At 62.3% G+C, this 18,353-nt stretch carries 14 protein-coding genes and 1 pseudogene; 14 read left to right on the top strand and 1 reads right to left on the bottom strand.

The features are described from left to right. The 7 genes from CIC12_RS04465 to CIC12_RS04435 all read left to right on the top strand — a co-directional run. A partial coding sequence (locus CIC12_RS04465; protein ID WP_274597540.1) for a hydroxyacylglutathione hydrolase C-terminal domain-containing protein occupies positions 1-139 on the top strand: 139 nt, incomplete at its 5' end. 156 nt (positions 140-295) lie between these two features. Further along, positions 296-1,981, top strand: a complete 1,686-nt coding sequence (locus tag CIC12_RS04460; protein ID WP_168662545.1) for a transglycosylase SLT domain-containing protein — start codon at positions 296-298, stop codon at positions 1,979-1,981. Between the two features lie 200 nt (positions 1,982-2,181). Continuing rightward, the gene (locus CIC12_RS04455; RefSeq protein ID WP_168662543.1) at positions 2,182-3,423 is read left to right on the top strand and encodes an MFS transporter; all 1,242 of its coding nucleotides are present in this window, start codon (positions 2,182-2,184) and stop codon (positions 3,421-3,423) included. A 450-nt stretch (positions 3,424-3,873) separates the two neighbouring features. Next, on the top strand, positions 3,874-5,028 hold the full coding sequence (gene carA / locus CIC12_RS04450) for a glutamine-hydrolyzing carbamoyl-phosphate synthase small subunit (protein WP_168662541.1): 1,155 nt from the start codon (positions 3,874-3,876) through the stop codon (positions 5,026-5,028). Between the two features lie 171 nt (positions 5,029-5,199). Continuing rightward, on the top strand, positions 5,200-8,454 hold the full coding sequence (gene carB, locus CIC12_RS04445) for a carbamoyl-phosphate synthase large subunit (RefSeq protein ID WP_168662539.1): 3,255 nt from the start codon (positions 5,200-5,202) through the stop codon (positions 8,452-8,454). A 155-nt stretch (positions 8,455-8,609) separates the two neighbouring features. Further along, on the top strand, positions 8,610-9,086 hold the full coding sequence (greA, locus tag CIC12_RS04440) for a transcription elongation factor GreA (RefSeq protein WP_121315283.1): 477 nt from the start codon (positions 8,610-8,612) through the stop codon (positions 9,084-9,086). Between the two features lie 20 nt (positions 9,087-9,106). Beyond that, complete coding sequence (locus tag CIC12_RS04435) at positions 9,107-9,616, top strand: DUF4149 domain-containing protein (RefSeq protein ID WP_168662537.1); 510 nt, start codon at positions 9,107-9,109, stop codon at positions 9,614-9,616. Positions 9,617-9,760: 144 nt separating this feature from the next. Here CIC12_RS04435 and CIC12_RS04430 read toward each other — a convergent pair whose 3' ends face one another. Then, the gene (locus tag CIC12_RS04430) at positions 9,761-10,288 is read right to left on the bottom strand and encodes a YhbY family RNA-binding protein (RefSeq protein ID WP_168662535.1); all 528 of its coding nucleotides are present in this window, start codon (positions 10,286-10,288) and stop codon (positions 9,761-9,763) included. Between the two features lie 190 nt (positions 10,289-10,478). On the opposite strand from CIC12_RS04430, the gene CIC12_RS04425 reads away from it, so the two are divergent. The 7 genes and pseudogenes from CIC12_RS04425 to pstA all read left to right on the top strand — a co-directional run. Next, entirely contained in the window at positions 10,479-11,141 is a 663-nt protein-coding gene (locus CIC12_RS04425; RefSeq protein ID WP_121315280.1) for an RlmE family RNA methyltransferase, read from the top strand. A gap of 187 nt (positions 11,142-11,328) precedes the next feature. Beyond that, positions 11,329-13,218, top strand: coding sequence for an ATP-dependent zinc metalloprotease FtsH (gene ftsH / locus CIC12_RS04420; protein ID WP_168662533.1), 1,890 nt, complete (start codon positions 11,329-11,331; stop codon positions 13,216-13,218). An 83-nt stretch (positions 13,219-13,301) separates the two neighbouring features. After that, complete coding sequence (folP, locus tag CIC12_RS04415) at positions 13,302-14,201, top strand: dihydropteroate synthase (protein ID WP_168662531.1); 900 nt, start codon at positions 13,302-13,304, stop codon at positions 14,199-14,201. A 28-nt stretch (positions 14,202-14,229) separates the two neighbouring features. After that, entirely contained in the window at positions 14,230-15,588 is a 1,359-nt protein-coding gene (gene glmM / locus CIC12_RS04410) for a phosphoglucosamine mutase (RefSeq protein ID WP_168662529.1), read from the top strand. A 378-nt stretch (positions 15,589-15,966) separates the two neighbouring features. Further along, positions 15,967-16,998 (top strand): phosphate ABC transporter substrate-binding protein PstS, encoded by a 1,032-nt coding sequence (gene pstS / locus CIC12_RS04405; RefSeq protein ID WP_168662527.1) that lies wholly within the window; start codon positions 15,967-15,969, stop codon positions 16,996-16,998. A gap of 158 nt (positions 16,999-17,156) precedes the next feature. Next, positions 17,157-18,158 (top strand): phosphate ABC transporter permease PstC, encoded by a 1,002-nt coding sequence (pstC, locus tag CIC12_RS04400; protein WP_168662525.1) that lies wholly within the window; start codon positions 17,157-17,159, stop codon positions 18,156-18,158. After that, positions 18,155-18,353, top strand: a pseudogene (gene pstA / locus CIC12_RS04395) (phosphate ABC transporter permease PstA); the annotation flags it as partial. The gene pstC and the pseudogene pstA, both read left to right, overlap by 4 nt.

The following is an 18,353-nucleotide window of genomic DNA, read 5'->3' as shown; positions in this document are numbered from 1 at the left end:
CGAGCGCGCGGTGAATCCGTTCCTGCGCGCGGACCAGCCGGCGGTGCAGGCGAGCCTTCAGGAGCAGCTGCATGCAAAGGTGCCCGACCGGCTGACGGCCTTCACGTTGATGCGCGAATGGAAGAACCGCTTCCGCTGATCCGCACCGCATTAGCCGCTCTTCACGCTAAAAATCGGAAAAATTCGCCAAGCCCAAGATTTCCTTGATTTTTTTACTAAGTTTCCGATTGACGTAAACGTTGCCGTTTCGTACTATCGGCTGCAAATTCCAGCCCTTGTGGAAGCCGAGACGTTCATGCGATTTATCTTCAGTGCGTTATTGGTCCTGACACTCGCCGCTTGCGCGAGTCAAGGACCGGCAACGAGCAGTTCCACCGCAACCCATCCCGCCAGCCAGCAAGCCGTAGCCGACGCACTTCGCAAGACAGCCACCGCTAAAGAAACGATCAACGTCGATCAGGGTTCGGTCAGCCAGTTGACCAGCCCGGACGCCGATCTGTGGGGCCGTATTCGCCGTGGTTTCCAGATGCCGGACTTGCAGACCGACCTCGTCGACATGCAGGCCAACTGGTATGCGCAGCGTCCCGATTACGTGCAGCGCATGACCGAGCGCTCGCAGAAATACCTCTATCACATCGTCGAAGAGCTCGAAGCGCGGCATATGCCGACCGAGCTCGCACTGCTGCCGTTCATCGAATCGGCGTATAGCCCGCAGGCGTTGTCGGTCGCGAAAGCCGCCGGCATGTGGCAGTTCATGCCGGGCACCGGGCGCACCTACAACCTCAAGCAGAACATGTGGCAGGACGAGCGCCGCGACGTGCTGGCGTCGACGAGCGCCGCGCTCGACTATCTGTCGCGGCTGCATGACATGTTCGGCGACTGGCAGCTGGCGCTCGCCGCCTACAACTGGGGCGAGGGCAACGTGCAGCGCGCGATCGCGCGCAACGAGGCGGCGGGTCTGCCCACCGACTACCTCAGCCTGCGCATGCCGAACGAGACGCGCAACTACGTGCCGAAGCTGCAGGCGGTGAAGAACATCGTGATGAACCCGCAGGTGTACGGACTCACGCTGCCGTCGATTCCGAATCACCCGTATTTCGTCACGGTGACCACGTCGCACGATATCGACGTGGAAATGGCCGCGAAGCTCGCGAATCTGTCGACGGATGAATTTCGCTCGCTGAATCCGTCGTTCAGAAAGCCGGTGATTCTCGGCGCAACGCAGCCACAGATTCTGCTGCCGTTCGACAACGCCAGCGCGTTCGAGCGCAATCTGAAGGCGTATTCCGGCTCGCTGTCGTCGTGGACCACGTACACGGTAGACCAGCGCGCGACGCCCGCGGCGATCGCGCAGAAGATCGGCGTCGACGCCGACACGCTGATGGAAGTGAACAAGATTCCTGCCGGCATGCGCCTGAAGCCGGGCTCCACGATCGTCGTGCCACGCGGTTCGGACGACGACGAAGACATCAGCGCCGACGTCGCCGAAAGCGCGGTGCTGGCGATGGAGCCCGATGTTCCCGATACTCGCAAGATGCTGATCCGCGTGCGCCGCAGTCAGTCGATGGCGGCGATCGCGGTGCGTTACGGTGTGTCGGTCGGTCAGTTGAAGGCGTGGAACCGTACGCGTCGCGAGCAGGTGTCGCGTGGTCAGGTGATCGTGCTGCACGTGCCGGTAGGCAAGGCCATGCCGAGCGAGCCAGGTCCGGAGCGTATCGCAACCGACGTTCAGGGCGGCGGCGTCGAAAAGATCGGCACCCGCGTCTCAGACACCCGTGGCGAATCGCGCTACGATAAAAAGAAGGGTCGTGGCCGGTACGTCGTGAAAGTCTCCGAGCCGGTAGGGAAGGTCAGCAAGCCGACGGCATCCAGTGCCAGCAAGGTCAAGGTAACCAAGGTGTCGGCTTCCACGTCCACCAAGGCGAAGGCCGCGGCAGAGAGCCGCCCGAAGACCGTGGCCAACGCGAAGAAGGGTAAGTAGACCAATAGCGGTCCCGACGGTAGTGACCCCATGCGCTGCGGGCAGCGCATGAATGCCGCGCCGATCATGTACCGTATTTATGCCAACGCCGTCACCCGTGGTGACGGCGTTTTTCATTCTGCCGAGCATTTCAAGGCGAATCTCGCGTATTTCCTTTATCTTTCGTGCTTTGGCCACGTCGGTCGTTCCTAGCGAAGCTTATGTCGTCGACTCAACTGCGCGTCTTTTTTCTGTTTTCCGCGGGCTACTTCGTCTCCTATGTGTTTCGTGGCGTCAACCTCGGCTTCGCGCCATTCATCACGCACGACCTCGGCTTGTCGGCGACCGATCTGGGCTTGCTGACGAGCCTCTATTTCCTCGGCTTCGCGGGCGCGCAAATTCCGGCGGGCGTGCTGCTCGATCACTTCGGCGCGCGCCGGGTGACGGCTGCCACGTTGCTGTTCGCCGCATTGGGCATCTGGGTGTTCGGCGCCGCGCAGAGCGTCGGCATGATGATGGTAGGGCGGCTGCTGATCGGAGTCGGCGTGTCCGTGTGTCTTGGCGCGGCCTTCAAGGCCTTGGCGCAGCATTTCGCGACGGCGCGCCTGCCGCTGATGAACGGGCTGGTGATGGCGATCGGCGGTTTCGGCGGCGTGATGGTGGGTTCGCCGCTGACGTGGGTGCTGGGTTTCGCGAGCTGGCGTTCGGTCTGTATCGGACTGGGGCTGCTGACCGTGATGGTCGCTCTCGCACAATGGACGCTCGCGCCGGACACGAAGGAAACCCACCACCAGGCGAGCCTCGGCGCGCAGTTCAAGGGCACCTTGCATATTCTGCGCAGCGCGGCGTTCTGGAAAATCGCGTCGTTCCCGGTCGTCACGCAAGGCGTCTTCTATGCGATGCAGTCGCTGTGGGTCGGCGCGTGGCTGCGCGACGTGCAGGGTTTCGAGCCGCAACAAGCCGCGGCGCTGGTGTCGGTTCTGGGCTTCGCGATGATGGCAGGCTGCGTCGGTTTCGGCGCGGCGGCGCGCGGTCTCGAACGGCGCGGCGTCTCGCTGCAGGCGTTTTGCGGCATCGGCATGGCGCTGTATGTGCTCACGCAGCTGCTGATCATGTTCAAGGCGCCGCTGCCGGCGGGTCTATTGTGGGCAGCATATGGGATTTTCGGCGGCACCGGCATTCTCAGCTACGCGGTGATGGCCCGGCATTTTCCGGCGCAGATGATAGGCCGGGTGAATACCACCCTGACGCTGATTATTTTCCTGCTGATTTTCGGCTTTCAGATTGGCGTCGGCGCGGTCCTGTCGCACTGGCCGGCGAGCAGCGGGCACTATCCGCAGGCCGCGCATATGACCGCGTGGGGACTTCTGATGGCGTTGCAGGTGCTGAGCGCGATCTGGTACGCGCTACCGAGCCGGAAGACAGTTCGGCCGTCAGAAGTGAGCGCCGAACGGCAGGCCTGAGCCGCGAGGCGCAACAGTGCGCGTGGCGGGCGTAAATTTCACCGCTATGCCAATTCGCATCGCGCAAATCTGTTCGACGGCGCGCGGGCTTGTCCCGCAAGGCTTTGGGCGCGTTGCCGCAGCCTTTCCCCGTGCTGGCCTGCCATCTCGGATTTGGAGGGAAAGGCGTTTTCAGGCTATAATTTCAAGGTTTGAGCTTATCAACCCGCACCCTAGCGCCTACCTCTCCCATACCGTTCATCCGCCGCGCGCCATTGGCGTAGCAAGAAGGGCCCCCGCGTCTGGCCGATCCGTCCACTCAATGGATGCATTGGGACCATCGCACACCCCTTGCAACGTTCAACAGCAGGTCGCGAGCGAGTCTGCGCGCGCATCCCGTGGATGTGTTTCGCTGCGGCTCGCAGTCGGATAGGCAGGTCGGCAACAGGGTGTTCCCCCAAGGAGTCTCCCGTGTTGCCGTCATTTTCTCCCGCTCTGCTCGCGCTCGCCGACGGCACGGTCTTTCGTGGTTACTCGATCGGCGCCCCCGGGCATACCATCGGCGAAGTCGTGTTCAACACCGCTATCACCGGCTATCAGGAAATCCTGACTGACCCGAGCTACGCGCGCCAGATCGTGACCCTCACGTATCCGCATATCGGCAACGTCGGTGTGAACGCCGAAGATGTCGAAGCTACGAAAGTCCATGCCGCCGGCCTGATCATTCGCGATCTGCCGGTCCTCGCGTCGAACTTCCGCATGGAGCGCACGCTCCCGCAATACCTGCAGGACGAAGGCGTGGTCGCCATCGCCGGCCTCGACACCCGCATGCTGACCCGCGTTCTGCGTGACAAGGGCGCGCAGAATGGCGCAATCCTGGCCGGCTCGGACGACGAGGCCAAGGCCATCGAACTCGCCCGCTCGTTCCCCGGGCTTTCGGGCATGGACCTCGCGAAGGTCGTGTCGACGAAGGAAACCTACGACTGGACCGAGACTGAATGGCGTCTGGGCACCGGCTACGGCAAGCAGAATGCGCCGAAGTACCGCGTGGTGGCATTCGACTACGGCGTCAAGTTCAACATCCTGCGCATGCTGGCCGAACGCGGCTGCCACGTCACCGTGCTGCCGGCGCAGGCAAGCGCGGCCGACGCGCTGGCGCTCAACCCGGACGGCGTGTTCCTGTCGAACGGTCCCGGCGATCCGGAGCCGTGCGACTACGCGATCGCGGCCACGAAAGAACTGATCGAGCGCGGCATCCCGACTTTCGGCATCTGCCTCGGTCACCAGATCATGGGCCTCGCGGTCGGCGCAAAGACCATGAAGATGAAGACCGGCCACCACGGCGCGAACCATCCGGTAAAGGATCTGGACGACGGCCGCGTGGTCATCACGTCGCAGAACCATGGTTTCGCGGTCGACGCCGACACGCTGCCCGGCAACGCGCGCGCCACGCACGTGTCGCTGTTCGACGGCACGCTGCAAGGTTTCGCGCTGACCGACAAGCCGGCGTTCTGCTTCCAGGGGCACCCGGAAGCATCGCCCGGCCCGCACGACATCGCTTATCTGTTTGACCGCTTCACCGCGCTGATGGACGCACAGAAGGGCGGCAAGAGCGCAGCGGCTTAAGGCAGCGCAGCAGCCTCGCGCCGCGGGCCCGTTTCAGCGATAGCGTGGTTCGCGAGGCGACTCGCGCGCACAGACGGCGAGCCGCACAGAACAGAGCAAAGCAGAGCGCGCGCAACGTAACACCGCCGCGCGCCGACGGAAAGAATTCAGGAATACATTAGCGAGAGCGTTATGCCCAAGCGGACAGACATCAAGAGCATCCTCATCATCGGCGCGGGTCCGATCATCATCGGCCAGGCGTGCGAGTTCGATTACTCGGGCGCGCAGGCATGCAAGGCGCTGCGTGAGGAAGGCTACAAGGTCATTCTCGTCAACAGCAATCCGGCGACGATCATGACCGACCCGAACACGGCCGACGTCACTTACATCGAGCCGATCACGTGGGAAGTGGTCGAGCGCATCATCGCGAAGGAGCGTCCGGACGCGATCCTGCCGACGATGGGCGGCCAGACGGCGCTGAACTGCGCGCTCGATCTGCACGCGCACGGCGTGCTGGAGAAGTACGAGGTCGAGCTGATCGGCGCATCGCCGGAAGCGATCGACAAGGCGGAAGACCGCCAGAAGTTCAAGGACGCGATGACGAAGATCGGTCTCGGCTCGGCCAAATCGGGCACCGCGCATTCGATGGAAGAAGCGTTGCAGGTGCAGGCGGAGATCGCTGCGCAAACCGGCAGCGGCGGCTATCCGGTCGTGATCCGTCCGTCGTTCACGCTGGGCGGCTCGGGCGGCGGCATCGCGTACAACCGCGACGAATTCGAAGAGATCTGCAAGCGTGGTCTCGACCTGTCGCCCACGCGCGAGCTGCTGATCGAAGAATCGCTGCTCGGCTGGAAAGAGTATGAGATGGAAGTGGTCCGCGATACCAAGGACAACTGCATCATTGTCTGCTCGATCGAAAATCTGGATCCAATGGGCATCCACACCGGCGACTCGATTACCGTCGCGCCGGCGCAAACGCTGACCGACAAGGAATATCAGATCCTGCGTAACGCCTCGCTGGCCGTGCTGCGTGAAATCGGCGTCGATACGGGCGGCTCGAACGTGCAGTTCTCGATCAATCCGAAAGACGGCCGGATGATCGTGATCGAAATGAACCCGCGCGTGTCGCGCTCGTCGGCGCTGGCGTCGAAGGCGACCGGCTTCCCGATCGCCAAGGTCGCGGCCAAGCTGGCAGTGGGCTACACGCTCGACGAACTGAAGAACGAAATCACGGGCGGCCAGACGCCGGCGTCGTTCGAACCGACGATCGACTACGTCGTCACCAAGATTCCGCGTTTCGCATTCGAGAAATTCCGCGAAGCCGATTCGCGCCTGACCACGCAGATGAAGTCGGTCGGTGAAGTGATGGCGATCGGACGCACCTTCCAGGAGTCGTTCCAGAAGGCGCTGCGCGGTCTTGAAGTCGGCGTCGACGGTCTGGACGAAAAGACCGATAACCGCGACGAGATCATCCGCGAGATCGGCGAAGCCGGTCCGGACCGCATCTGGTACGTGGGCGACGCGTTCCGCGTCGGCATGACGGCCGCGGAGATTTTCGAGGAGACCGCGATCGACCCGTGGTTCCTCGCGCAGATCGAACAGATCATCCTGAAGGAAAAGGCGCTGGCCGGTCGCACGCTCGCGAGCCTCTCGAAGGAAGAACTGAAGTATCTGAAGCAGAGCGGCTTCTCGGATCGCCGTCTGGCCAAACTGCTCGGCGCGAAGCCGGCGGACGTGCGTCAGCGCCGTATCGAGCTGAACGTGCGCCCGGTGTACAAGCGCGTCGACACGTGCGCGGCCGAGTTCGCCACGAAAACCGCGTACATGTACTCGACGTACGAGGAAGAGTGCGAGGCGAATCCGACCAGCAACAAGAAGATCATGGTGCTGGGCGGCGGCCCGAACCGGATCGGCCAGGGCATCGAGTTCGATTACTGCTGCGTGCACGCTGCGCTCGCGATGCGCGAAGACGGCTACGAAACGATCATGGTCAACTGCAACCCTGAAACCGTTTCGACCGATTACGACACGTCGGATCGTCTGTACTTCGAATCGCTGACGCTCGAAGACGTGCTCGAGATCGTCGACAAGGAAAAGCCGGTCGGCGTGATCGTGCAATACGGCGGGCAGACGCCGCTGAAGCTCGCGCTCGATCTGGAAGCGAACGGTGTGCCGATCGTCGGTACGTCGCCTGACATGATCGACGCGGCCGAAGACCGCGAGCGTTTCCAGAAGCTGCTGCAGGACCTCGGCCTGCGTCAGCCGCCGAACCGCACCGCGCGCGCGGAAGACGAAGCGCTCAAGCTCGCCGACGAAATCGGCTATCCGCTGGTGGTGCGTCCGTCGTATGTGCTGGGTGGCCGCGCGATGGAAATCGTCCACGAGCCGCGCGACCTCGAGCGCTATATGCGCGAGGCCGTGAAGGTGTCGAACGATTCGCCGGTGCTGCTCGATCGCTTCCTCAACGACGCGATCGAATGTGACGTCGATTGCATCTCGGATGGCGAAGCCGTGTTTATCGGCGGCGTGATGGAGCACATCGAACAGGCGGGCGTCCACTCGGGCGACTCGGCTTGCTCGCTGCCGCCGTACTCGCTGTCGCAGGAAACCGTCGCTGAACTGAAGCGCCAGACCGGGGCGATGGCGAAGGCGTTGAACGTGGTTGGGCTGATGAACGTGCAGTTCGCGATTCAGCAAGTCCCGCAGGCGGATGGCTCGAAGGAAGACGTCATCTACGTGCTCGAAGTGAACCCGCGTGCGTCGCGTACGGTGCCGTACGTGTCGAAGGCGACCAGCCTGCCGCTCGCGAAGATCGCGGCGCGTGCGATGGTCGGCCAGAAGCTTGCCGATCAAGGTGTGACCAAGGAAATCGACCCGCCGTACTTCAGCGTGAAGGAAGCGGTGTTTCCCTTCGTCAAGTTCCCGGCCGTCGACCCGGTGCTCGGACCGGAAATGCGTTCGACCGGTGAAGTGATGGGCGTGGGCCAGACATTCGGCGAGGCGCTCTTCAAGTCGCAGCTCGCGGCGGGTTCGCGTTTGCCGGAGTCGGGCACGGTGCTGTTGACCGTGATGGACGCCGACAAGCCGAAGGCCGTCGAAGTCGCGCGCATGCTGCACGAACTCGGTTATCCGATCGTCGCGACCAAGGGCACGGCTGCTGCGATCGAAGCGGCCGGCGTGCCGGTGAAGGTCGTCAACAAGGTGAAGGACGGCCGTCCGCACATCGTCGACATGATCAAGAACGGCGAAATCGCTCTGGTCTTCACGACCGTCGACGAAACGCGCGCCGCGATCGCCGATTCACGTTCGATTCGCATGAGCGCGCAGGCGAACAAGGTCACGTACTACACGACGATGTCCGGCGCACGGGCTGCGGTGGAAGGTTTGCGCTATCTGAAGAACCTGGAAGTCTATGATTTACAAGGACTCCACGCTCGCCTAAACTAAGGCTTCGAGTTTCTGTCTCAGGATGTACGTGCCGCGGTTAAGCGGCGTTCCGCAGGTGCTGGGGCCGGAGTTATGCTCCATGGCACAAGTCCCTGCGGAATGCACTTAACCGCGGTGATTTTTTTTACGGCTGTTTTTTGCCTCTAGAGTTGTTTATGAGCACTATTCCATTGACTAAGCGCGGCGCGGACATGTTGCGCGACGAATTGCAGCGGCTGAAATCGGTTGAACGTCCGGCAGTGATCAACTCGATCGCGGAAGCGCGTGCCCAGGGCGACCTGTCGGAAAACGCGGAATACGACGCTGCGAAGGAAAAGCAGGGCTTTATCGAAGGCCGGATTGCCGAGATTGAATCGAAGCTAGCCGGCGCGCAGGTGATCGATCCGTCGAAGGTGGACGCGGACGGCCGTGTGGTGTTCGGTGCGACGCTGGAACTGGAAGACCTGGAGTCGGGTGCGTCGGTCAAATATCAGATCGTCGGCGACGACGAAGCGGACATCGACCATGGCCTGATTTCGATCAGCTCGCCGATCGCGCGCGCCTTGATCGGCAAATCGGAAGGCGACGTTGCGTCGGTGCAGGCGCCGGGCGGCGTCCGCGAATACGAAATCATCGCGGTCAGCTACGTTTGAGGGTGGCCCGGGAGTTCCAGATGCCACATCGGTTTTTCCGTCTTCTGACGGTGGTGTGGGTCGGTAGTTTGCTGACTATCGGCTATGCCGTCGCGCCAGTGCTTTTCACGTCGCTCGACCGGATTTCGGCAGGCGCGGTGGCGGCGCAACTGTTCCGCATTCAGGGCGTCGTGGGTGTGGTGTGCGGCATCTTGCTGCTGGGTCTCGCGAATGTGCTGGTTCGCCGCGGCAGTGAGGCGTATCGGCGGTTGCGCTGGTTGATCGCGGGCATGCTGGTGTGCGTGCTGGTGGGTTACTTCGCGCTGCAGCCGTTCATGAATGCGATGCGTGAGGCCGCGCTCGAAGCGGGCACCGACGTAGGGCATTCGGTTTATGCGGCACGCTTCGGCATTCTGCACGGCGTGTCGAGCGTGTTCTATCTGATCGAAAGCCTGCTTGGCGTGGCGCTCGTGTGGAAGCTGCCAGCGAGCACCGGTGCGGCGACGGCGGCGCAGGGCGCTCGCGATGCTGCGGGGAAAGTGGCGGGCTGAAGCAGCTTGGGCGGCTACTGCTTACCCTTGCTAGTCGCTCTTTCCGAGCGATGACTTTGCCGAAGCCTCTTGGGCGGACATTCCGCCGCATTCCAGACCAGTGTTGCTCAAGGTGCGGACCTTCCCGCACCTCGTGCCACCTGCTTACTTCGACGACTGATGCGAGCGCTTCGCGCTGGTTTGACGCTTCTTGGCGCGCTTGATGTTGCCGCCTTGCGTGACGCGTTCATTGCCGCGCACCACGACTGCTTTTGCCTTCGGCTTGCGCATCGGAATTTCACTGGGTTTGACGACTGTGACAACGCGTGGCGCGCGACCCTTGCCAGGCTTGGCCTCGACGGCCGCTTCGCGGGCGCTCGGCAGGGCACCGCGCTTCGACTTCGCCGCCGGTTGAGCCGATTCCGGCTTCCAGATCACCAGCAGTTTGCCGATGTGCTGGATCGGCGCGGCGTTCAGCTTGTCGCAAATCTCTTCATAGATCGCGATGCGTTCCTCGCGTTCGTCGCCGAACACGCGAATTTTGATGAGCTGATGAGCGCCAAGGTGGACCTTGATCTCGGAGAGCACAGCGTCGGTCAAGCCTTCGGCGCCGACGAGCACGACCGGTTTGAGCGCATGTGCCTGGGAGCGCAACTCGGCGCGTTGGTCGGAAGAGACTTTGAGGGCGGGCATGGAAAGTGGGAGACTCGACTAAAATGGCGGCACCTGCGTTCCCGATCGATTTGCTCGATCGGTCGATTCAACAGGGCGGCGCGTCAGAACAACAGAATCGCGGATGACCGTCAGTTTGGCGGTGGCCGCGCGAATTAACCGCGTATTATCCCCTAAAGCGCGTCACCACGCAGCAAGAGTTCAATCTTTAATGGCAAAAAACAAGTTCAATACCGCGTGGCTGCATGACCACATCAACGATCCGTACGTGAAAATGGCGCAGCGGGAGGGCTATCGCGCCCGCGCAGCCTACAAGCTCAAGGAAATCGACGAGCAGGACAAGCTGATCCGTCCGGGGCAGGTGATCGTCGACCTCGGTTCCACGCCCGGCAGTTGGAGCCAGTACGCGCGCAACAAGCTCGCCAAAGGCTCGCAGCGCGATGCGGAGCGCGAAGGCGGTATCGACGGCACGATCATCGCGCTCGATCTGCTGCCGATGGAGCCTGTGGCCGACGTTCACTTCATCCAGGGCGACTTCCGCGAAGACTCGGTACTGGGCCAACTGGAAGAATTGGTCGGCGAACGCCAGGTTGACCTTGTAATTTCGGATATGGCGCCCAACCTGTCGGGAGTCGCGGTGGCGGATGCTGCGCGAATCGAGCATTTATGCGATCTCGCGCTGGAATTCTCACAAAATCACCTGAAACCGGATGGCGCCCTTTTAGTCAAATGCTTCCACGGCAGCGGTTATAGTCAGATTGTCGAAAAGTTCAAGCGTCAGTTCAAGGTGGTGGCGGCCCGCAAGCCGAAAGCGTCGCGGGATAAATCGTCAGAAACGTTTATTTTGGGTAAGCATCTCAAGCGGCCCGCATAGGGCGCTGCAGGACGGTTCCGCATCTGCCGATAAAATGCCTCCGGCGCTCTAGTTGGCGCTTGATTGGCACGCTGCGCTATTTTTGTGGTAGCGAAACCTTATGGCAGGGGTTTGCGGACTGGATTAGAATGCTTTCGTGGTGCCGCAAGGCAAATGTAGGCGCCCGTCTAAGTGAAGGAGTGGTGCTTTGAACAACAATATGTTTTCGAAGGCAGCAGTGTGGCTGGTTATCGCACTGGTGCTGTTTACGGTGTTCAAGCAGTTCGACAAGCCCCGTGTCCAGGAAGGCGTTTCCTATTCGCAGTTCATGGACGACGCGAAGGCCGGCAAAGTCAAGAACGTCATTGTCCAGGGGCGGAACCTCACGGTCACTCCAGCAGACGGCCAGAAGTACCAGATCGTGTCGCCCGGCGACATCTGGATGGTCGGCGATCTGATGAAGTATGGCGTTCAGGTGAGCGGCAAGGCTGACGACGAACCCAATGCGCTGGTGTCCGCGCTGTACTACCTTGGGCCGACGATCCTGATCATCGGTTTCTGGTTCTATATGATGCGACAGATGCAAGGGGGCGGGAAAGGCGGAGCGTTCTCGTTCGGCAAATCCCGTGCGCGCCTGATCGACGAGAACAACAACGCGATCAATTTCACCGACGTCGCCGGTTGCGACGAAGCCAAGGAAGAAGTCTCAGAACTGGTCGACTTCCTGCGCGACCCGCAGAAATTCCAGAAGCTGGGCGGGCGCATCCCACGTGGTGTGCTGCTGGTGGGCCCTCCCGGAACGGGTAAGACGCTGTTGGCACGCGCGATCGCTGGCGAAGCGAAGGTACCGTTCTTCAGCATTTCGGGTTCGGACTTCGTGGAAATGTTCGTCGGTGTCGGCGCGGCTCGTGTGCGCGACATGTTCGAGCAGGCCAAGAAGCACGCACCGTGTATCGTGTTCATCGACGAAATCGACGCGGTCGGTCGTCATCGTGGCGCCGGCATGGGCGGCGGCAACGACGAACGCGAGCAGACGTTGAATCAGATGCTCGTCGAGATGGACGGCTTCGAAGCGAACTCGGGCGTGATCGTGATCGCTGCAACGAACCGCTCGGACGTGCTCGACAAGGCGTTGCTGCGTCCGGGCCGTTTCGACCGTCAGGTGTATGTCGGTCTGCCGGATATCCGCGGCCGCGAACACATTATGAAGGTGCATCTGCGCAAGGTGCCGATTTCGAACGACGTCGACGCGGCAGTGATTGCGCGCGGCACGCCGGGCTTCTCGGGCGCCGATCTGGCGAACCTCGTGAACGAAGCGGCACTGTTCGCGGCTCGTCGCGGCAAGCGCATCGTCGAAATGACGGACTTCGAAGATGCGAAGGACAAGATCTTCATGGGTCCGGAGCGCAAGTCTGCCGTGATCCGCGAAGAATCGAAGCGCGCGACGGCTTACCACGAGTCGGGCCATGCGGTGATCGCCAAGCTGTTGCCGAAGGCCGATCCGGTGCACAAGGTCACGATCATTCCGCGTGGCCGTGCGCTGGGTGTGACGTGGCAACTGCCGGAGCATGACAACGAAACGTACTCGAAGGACTATCTGCTCGATCGCCTTGCGATCCTGTTCGGCGGTCGGGTGGCGGAAGAGTTGTTCCTGAACCTGATCAGCACCGGCGCTTCGGACGACTTTAACAAGGCGACGCAGACGGCTCGCGCCATGGTGGCTCGCTTCGGCATGACGGATGCGCTCGGACCGATGGTCTACGTCGACGACGAAAACGATGCAACGCCGTTTGGCCGTGGTTTCACGCGGACCATTTCGGAAGCGACGCAGCAGAAGGTCGATGCGGAAATCCGCCGTGTGCTGGACGAGCAGTACAACCTCGCGAAGCGCCTGCTGGATGAAAACCGCGACAAGGTAGAAGCGATGACCGCGGCACTGATGGAGTGGGAAACGATCGACGCCGATCAGATCAACGACATCATGGCCGGCCGTCCGCCGCGTTCGCCGAAGAGCTCGCCGCCGTCGGCAAGCGACGCCTCGTCGGGCGGCAGCCCGGGCACCGAGGTCAAGCCGGGTAGCGCAACCGCGCCGGCCTGATAGGCGATCAGTAGAAAGTGCGGGCCGGTGTGTTTCACACCGGCCCGTTTTGCATTTATCCGTTTTACGTGAAGTGTTGCTACGTGTCGAACGCCGATCTATCTTCCCCTCCCATTCCCGAGCCGCTGCAATGCGGCCGCTTCAAGCTGACCTTTGAACGCCCGTTGATCATGGGTATTCTGAACGTCACGCCCGATTCCTTCTCCGACGGTGGCCAATATGCGATGCGCGGCGACGCGCTGCGTCAGGCCGAGCGCATGATGATCGAGGGCGCGGACATCATCGACATCGGTGGCGAATCGACCCGCCCCGGTGCGCCGCCAGTGCCGCTCGACGAAGAGCTGGAGCGCGTGATTCCGCTCATCGAGCAATTGCGCGGGGCCAACGTGCCGTTGTCGATCGATACGTACAAACCGCCAGTGATGCGTGAGGCATTGAGCGCGGGCGCCGATCTGATCAACGACATCTGGGGTTTCCGGATGGCCGGTGCGATCGACGCGGTTCGCGATAGTGCATGTGGGTTATGTGTGATGCACATGCTCGGTGAGCCGCAGACCATGCAGCTCGGCGAGCCCGCCTATGAGGATGTCGTGAGCGAGGTGCGGCGTTTCCTCGAGGAGCGGGTGGCGACGTTGCAGCAAGCGGGCGTCGCGCGTGCGCGCATTAGCGTCGATCCGGGTTTCGGCTTCGGCAAGGCGGTGATCGAACATAACTACCAGTTGCTCGCGCATCTGCCGGACACAGCGCCGCAAGCCGTGCCGCCTTATCCGATTCTCGCGGGCACGTCGCGCAAGTCGATGATCGGCGCAGTGGTTGGGCGTCCGGCCGCCGAGCGCATCGCAGGTAGTGTTGCCGCCGCCGTGTGCGCGGCCGAACGGGGTGCTGCGATTCTGCGCGTGCATGATGTTGCGCAAACAGCAGACGCATTGAAAGTATGGGCAGCCATGCGCGACGCGGCGAGTCACGGCCGCGCACGTGGTTGAACCCACAGCAAAACGAGGGAGAAAAAATATGGCGCGTCGTTACTTCGGAACGGACGGGATTCGAGGCAAGGTCGGCGAAGGGCCCATCACGCCGGAATTTGTGCTGCGGCTGGGCTATGCAGCCGGCAAGGTGCTGGCGGGAGCGGATCGCCGGGCCAGATCGACCACTCGGCCAACGGTGCTGATCGGCAAAGACACGCGCGTATCGGGCTACATGCTCGAAGCCGCGCTCGAGTCGGGCTTTTCGGCGGCCGGCGTCGACGTGATGCTGGCGGGCCCGATGCCGACACCCGGCATCGCCTATCTGACGCGCGCGCTGCGGCTTGCCGCCGGCGTGGTCATCAGCGCTTCGCACAATCCGTATTATGACAACGGCATCAAATTCTTTTCCGCCGACGGCAACAAGCTGCCGGACGAGGTCGAGGCGCAGATCGAAGAGCAGCTCAATCTGCCGCTCGCCTGTGCGGCCTCCGAGCAACTGGGCAAGGCGCGGCGCCTCGATGACGCCGCCGGCCGCTATATCGAGTTCTGCAAGAGTACGTTCCCGGCCGCATTCGACCTGCGCGGCATGAAGCTGGTCGTCGATTGCGCGCATGGCGCCGCGTATGACGTCGCGCCGCACGTCTTCCATGAACTCGGTGCCGAGGTGATCCCGATCGGTGTTTCGCCCAACGGTTTCAACATCAACGACGGCGTCGGCGCGACTGCGCCGGATGCGCTGGTGCGCGCGGTGCGCGCGAATCACGCGGACCTCGGCATTGCACTCGACGGCGATGCCGACCGTCTGCAGGTAGTGGACGCCGCTGGCCGCCTGTATAACGGCGACGAACTGCTGTATGTCCTGGTCAAGGACCGCATCGCGACCGACGGCAACGTGGACGGCGCAGTGGGCACCTTGATGACCAATATGGCCGTCGAGGTGGCGCTGCAGGAAGCGGGCGTGAAGTTCGTCCGCGCGGCGGTGGGCGATCGCTACGTGCTCGAGCAACTGCGCGAGCACGGCTGGCAACTCGGCGCGGAAGGCTCCGGCCATATCCTCTCCCTCGACCGCCATTCGACCGGCGACGGCATCGTCTCCGCCTTGCTGGTGCTCGCGGCGATGCAGCGTAGCGGGAAATCGCTCGCTGATCTGCTCGATGGCGTCACGCTGTTCCCGCAGCAGCTGATCAATGTGCGCATGAAGCCGGACGCGGACTGGAAGGGCAGCGACGCGATCCGTCGCGCGATTGGCCACGCCGAGAGCGCGCTGAATGGCCGCGGCCGCGTGCTGATCCGCGCGTCTGGTACCGAGCCGGTGTTGCGCGTGATGGTCGAGGCCGAGAATGTCGACGACGCGGTGCTTCATTCGGAAGCGATCGCCGAAGCGGTCAAGCAGGCCACCGCGTAAGCGACGCTTTGGGCGAGCAAGCGGCGAGGCGACAGGATATCGCCCCGCCGCTTGCCGAGCCGCTAATCGCGGTCACTCGCGGTCAGCCGCCGCGAGTCGAGCATCCGACCGAAAAAACCCTCAGCTGTTTTCCCGCCAAGCGTTCACCTCCTTTACCGCCTCATCCCGCGCAAACGTTCGTACCCCATCTTTTTCACCTAATCTTCCTAAAAGCGCGACAACGCCGCCAAGCCGTCGCTTTAACCGTCCAAACCCTTTCATTTCAGTAACCCCACTGTCACGCGCGCTTCACGATTAGTCACGTTTTTGTCATAAAGAGACTCTAAGCTTCGCGGTGTTCGTGTTACTCGCTCACACCGCTCACACCTTGGAGGTCTCATGAAATTGATGCAAACCGTGTTCGCTGGCGTCGCTGGCGCGCTTTTCGCGATCGCAGCGCAAGCCGCAGACATCACCGGCGCGGGCAGCACCTTCGCAGCACCGATCTACACGAAGTGGGCCGACGCCTATCAGAAGTCCGGCGGCGGCAAAGTGAACTACCAGGGTATCGGTTCGTCGGGCGGTGTGAAGCAGATCGTCGCAAAGACGGTCGACTTCGCCGGTTCGGACGCTCCGCTGAAGGACGACGAACTCGCCAAGGAAGGCCTGTTCCAGTTCCCGACGGTGGTCGGCGGCGTGGTGCCGGTCGTCAATGTGCCGGGCGTGAAGCCGTCGGAACTGGTGCTGTCGGGTGAAGTGCTCGGCGACATCTACCTGGGCAAGATCAAGAAGTGGAACGATCCGGCGATCGTTGCGCTGAACCCGAAGCTCAAGCTGCCGGATACCGACATCGCCGTGGTTCGCCGCGCCGATGGTTCGGGCACCAGCTTCATCTGGACGAACTATCTGTCGAAGGTCAACGCGGACTGGAAGTCGAAGGTCGGTGAAGGTTCGACGGTCAACTGGCCGACCGGCACGGGCGGCAAGGGCAATGACGGCGTCGCAGCCTTCGTGCAGCGTCTGCCGGGCGCAATCGGCTACGTGGAATGGGCGTACGCGAAGCAGAACCACATGACCTACGTCGCGTTGAAGAACTCGTCGGGCACGGTGGTCGAGCCGAAGACGGATACTTTCAAGGCAGCGGCTGCGGGCGCGGACTGGTCGAAGTCGTTCTACCAGATCCTGACGAACGAGCCGGGCAAGAACGCATGGCCGATCGTCGGTGCGACGTTCGTGCTGCTGCACACGGCGCAGGACAAGCCGGCACAAGGCGCTGAAACGCTGAAATTCTTCGACTGGGCGTTCAAGAACGGCACGCAAGCCGCGAACGATCTGGACTACATCTCGCTGCCGGATTCGGTCGTGTCGGAAATCCGCACGCAGTGGAAGTCGAAGGTGAAGGATTCGGCAGGCAAGGCGATCGCCGACTAAGCTTTGCGGTAGGCAACAGCATCACGTAACACGTTGGCCGTCCTCAGGTGGGGACGGCCAATGGCATTACCCTGGGCCTCGTCCCGGTATTCACCCGAGCATTACTGGCCGCACGACACGTGTCATACGGCAACTGGAAACAGGTCCATCAGGCTCTCATGTCCGATATCCATTTAGCGTCTGGCGCAAGCAGGGCCACCCCGCCCGGCAGCACGTCGCAGCAGAAGGCGCCCAGCCGCGCCGGCGACGTGATCTTCGGCGGCCTGGCGCGCTTCGCCGCCATCATCACACTGCTGCTGCTCGGCGGCATCATCGTTTCACTGATCATCGCTTCCATGCCGTCGATCAGGGAGTTCGGCCTGAGCTTCCTGTGGACCGCCGAATGGGACCCACCCAGCAAGCAGTTCGGCGCGTTGGTGCCGATCTATGGCACGATCGCCACGTCGATCATTGCTCTCATCATCGCGGTGCCGGTCAGCTTCGGCATCGCGCTTTTCCTGACCGAACTCGCGCCCGCGTGGCTGCGCCGCCCGCTCGGCATCGCCATCGAACTGCTCGCCGCCATCCCGTCGATCGTGTACGGCATGTGGGGTCTGCTGGTGTTCGCGCCGATCTTCGCGACGTGGTTCCAGAAGCCGCTCGGCGCGGTGCTCGGCGGCATTCCGTTCGTCGGCGCGCTGTTTCGCGGGCCGCCGATCGGCATCGGCATCCTGTGCGCAGGCGTGATTCTCGCGATCATGATCATCCCGTACATCGCCTCGGTGATGCGCGACGTGTTCGAAGTCACCCCGGTGCTGCTGAAGGAATCGGCCTACGGCATCGGCTGCACGACCTGGGAAGTCATGTGGAAGATCGTGCTGCCCTTCACCAAGAGCGGCGTGATCGGCGGCGTCATGCTGGGCCTCGGCCGCGCGCTCGGCGAGACGATGGCGGTCACGTTCGTGATCGGCAATACCAATCTGCTGGACAACATCTCGCTGTTTTCGCCGGGCAACAGCATTACGTCGGCGCTCGCCAATGAATTCGCGGAAGCGGATCCCGGCCTGCACACGTCGGCGTTGATGGAGCTCGGCCTGATCCTGTTCGTGATTACTTTTATCGTGCTGTCGATTTCGAAGATCATGCTGCTTCGCCTCGAAAAAGGGGAGGGCGCGAAATGAGCCAGTCCACGTTGAATATGCCGGGCTCGACCGACGCCGCTGCGCTCGAAGCGATGCGCGTGCGTCTGCAAGGCCGCCGTCGAATGAAGAACGCGCTTGCGCTGACCATGTCGCTGGCGGCGATGGCATTCGGTCTGTTGTGGCTCGTGTGGATTCTCTATACGACGCTGCGCCTGGGCATCGGCGGCTTGTCGG

The sequence above is a fragment of the Paraburkholderia sp. SG-MS1 genome (assembly GCF_012275575.1).
GTDB lineage: Bacteria > Pseudomonadota > Gammaproteobacteria > Burkholderiales > Burkholderiaceae > Paraburkholderia.
Note: the sequence above shows the minus strand (reverse complement) of the source record. Positions and strands in the feature narration are given on the sequence as shown.

Bases quoted from the DNA above. Each gene is read 5' to 3' on its own strand.
- CIC12_RS04430 (WP_168662535.1), bottom strand. From the start codon at position 10,288: ATGCCCGCCCTCAAAGTCTCTTCCGACCAACGCGCCGAGTTGCGCTCC.
- CIC12_RS04460 (WP_168662545.1), top strand. From the start codon at position 296: ATGCGATTTATCTTCAGTGCGTTATTGGTCCTGACACTCGCCGCTTGC.
- glmM (WP_168662529.1), top strand. From the start codon at position 14,230: ATGGCGCGTCGTTACTTCGGAACGGACGGGATTCGAGGCAAGGTCGGC.
- CIC12_RS04455 (WP_168662543.1), top strand. From the start codon at position 2,182: ATGTCGTCGACTCAACTGCGCGTCTTTTTTCTGTTTTCCGCGGGCTAC.
- CIC12_RS04435 (WP_168662537.1), top strand. From the start codon at position 9,107: ATGCCACATCGGTTTTTCCGTCTTCTGACGGTGGTGTGGGTCGGTAGT.
- pstC (WP_168662525.1), top strand. From the start codon at position 17,157: ATGTCCGATATCCATTTAGCGTCTGGCGCAAGCAGGGCCACCCCGCCC.
- pstS (WP_168662527.1), top strand. From the start codon at position 15,967: ATGAAATTGATGCAAACCGTGTTCGCTGGCGTCGCTGGCGCGCTTTTC.
- carB (WP_168662539.1), top strand. From the start codon at position 5,200: ATGCCCAAGCGGACAGACATCAAGAGCATCCTCATCATCGGCGCGGGT.
- CIC12_RS04425 (WP_121315280.1), top strand. From the start codon at position 10,479: ATGGCAAAAAACAAGTTCAATACCGCGTGGCTGCATGACCACATCAAC.
- greA (WP_121315283.1), top strand. From the start codon at position 8,610: ATGAGCACTATTCCATTGACTAAGCGCGGCGCGGACATGTTGCGCGAC.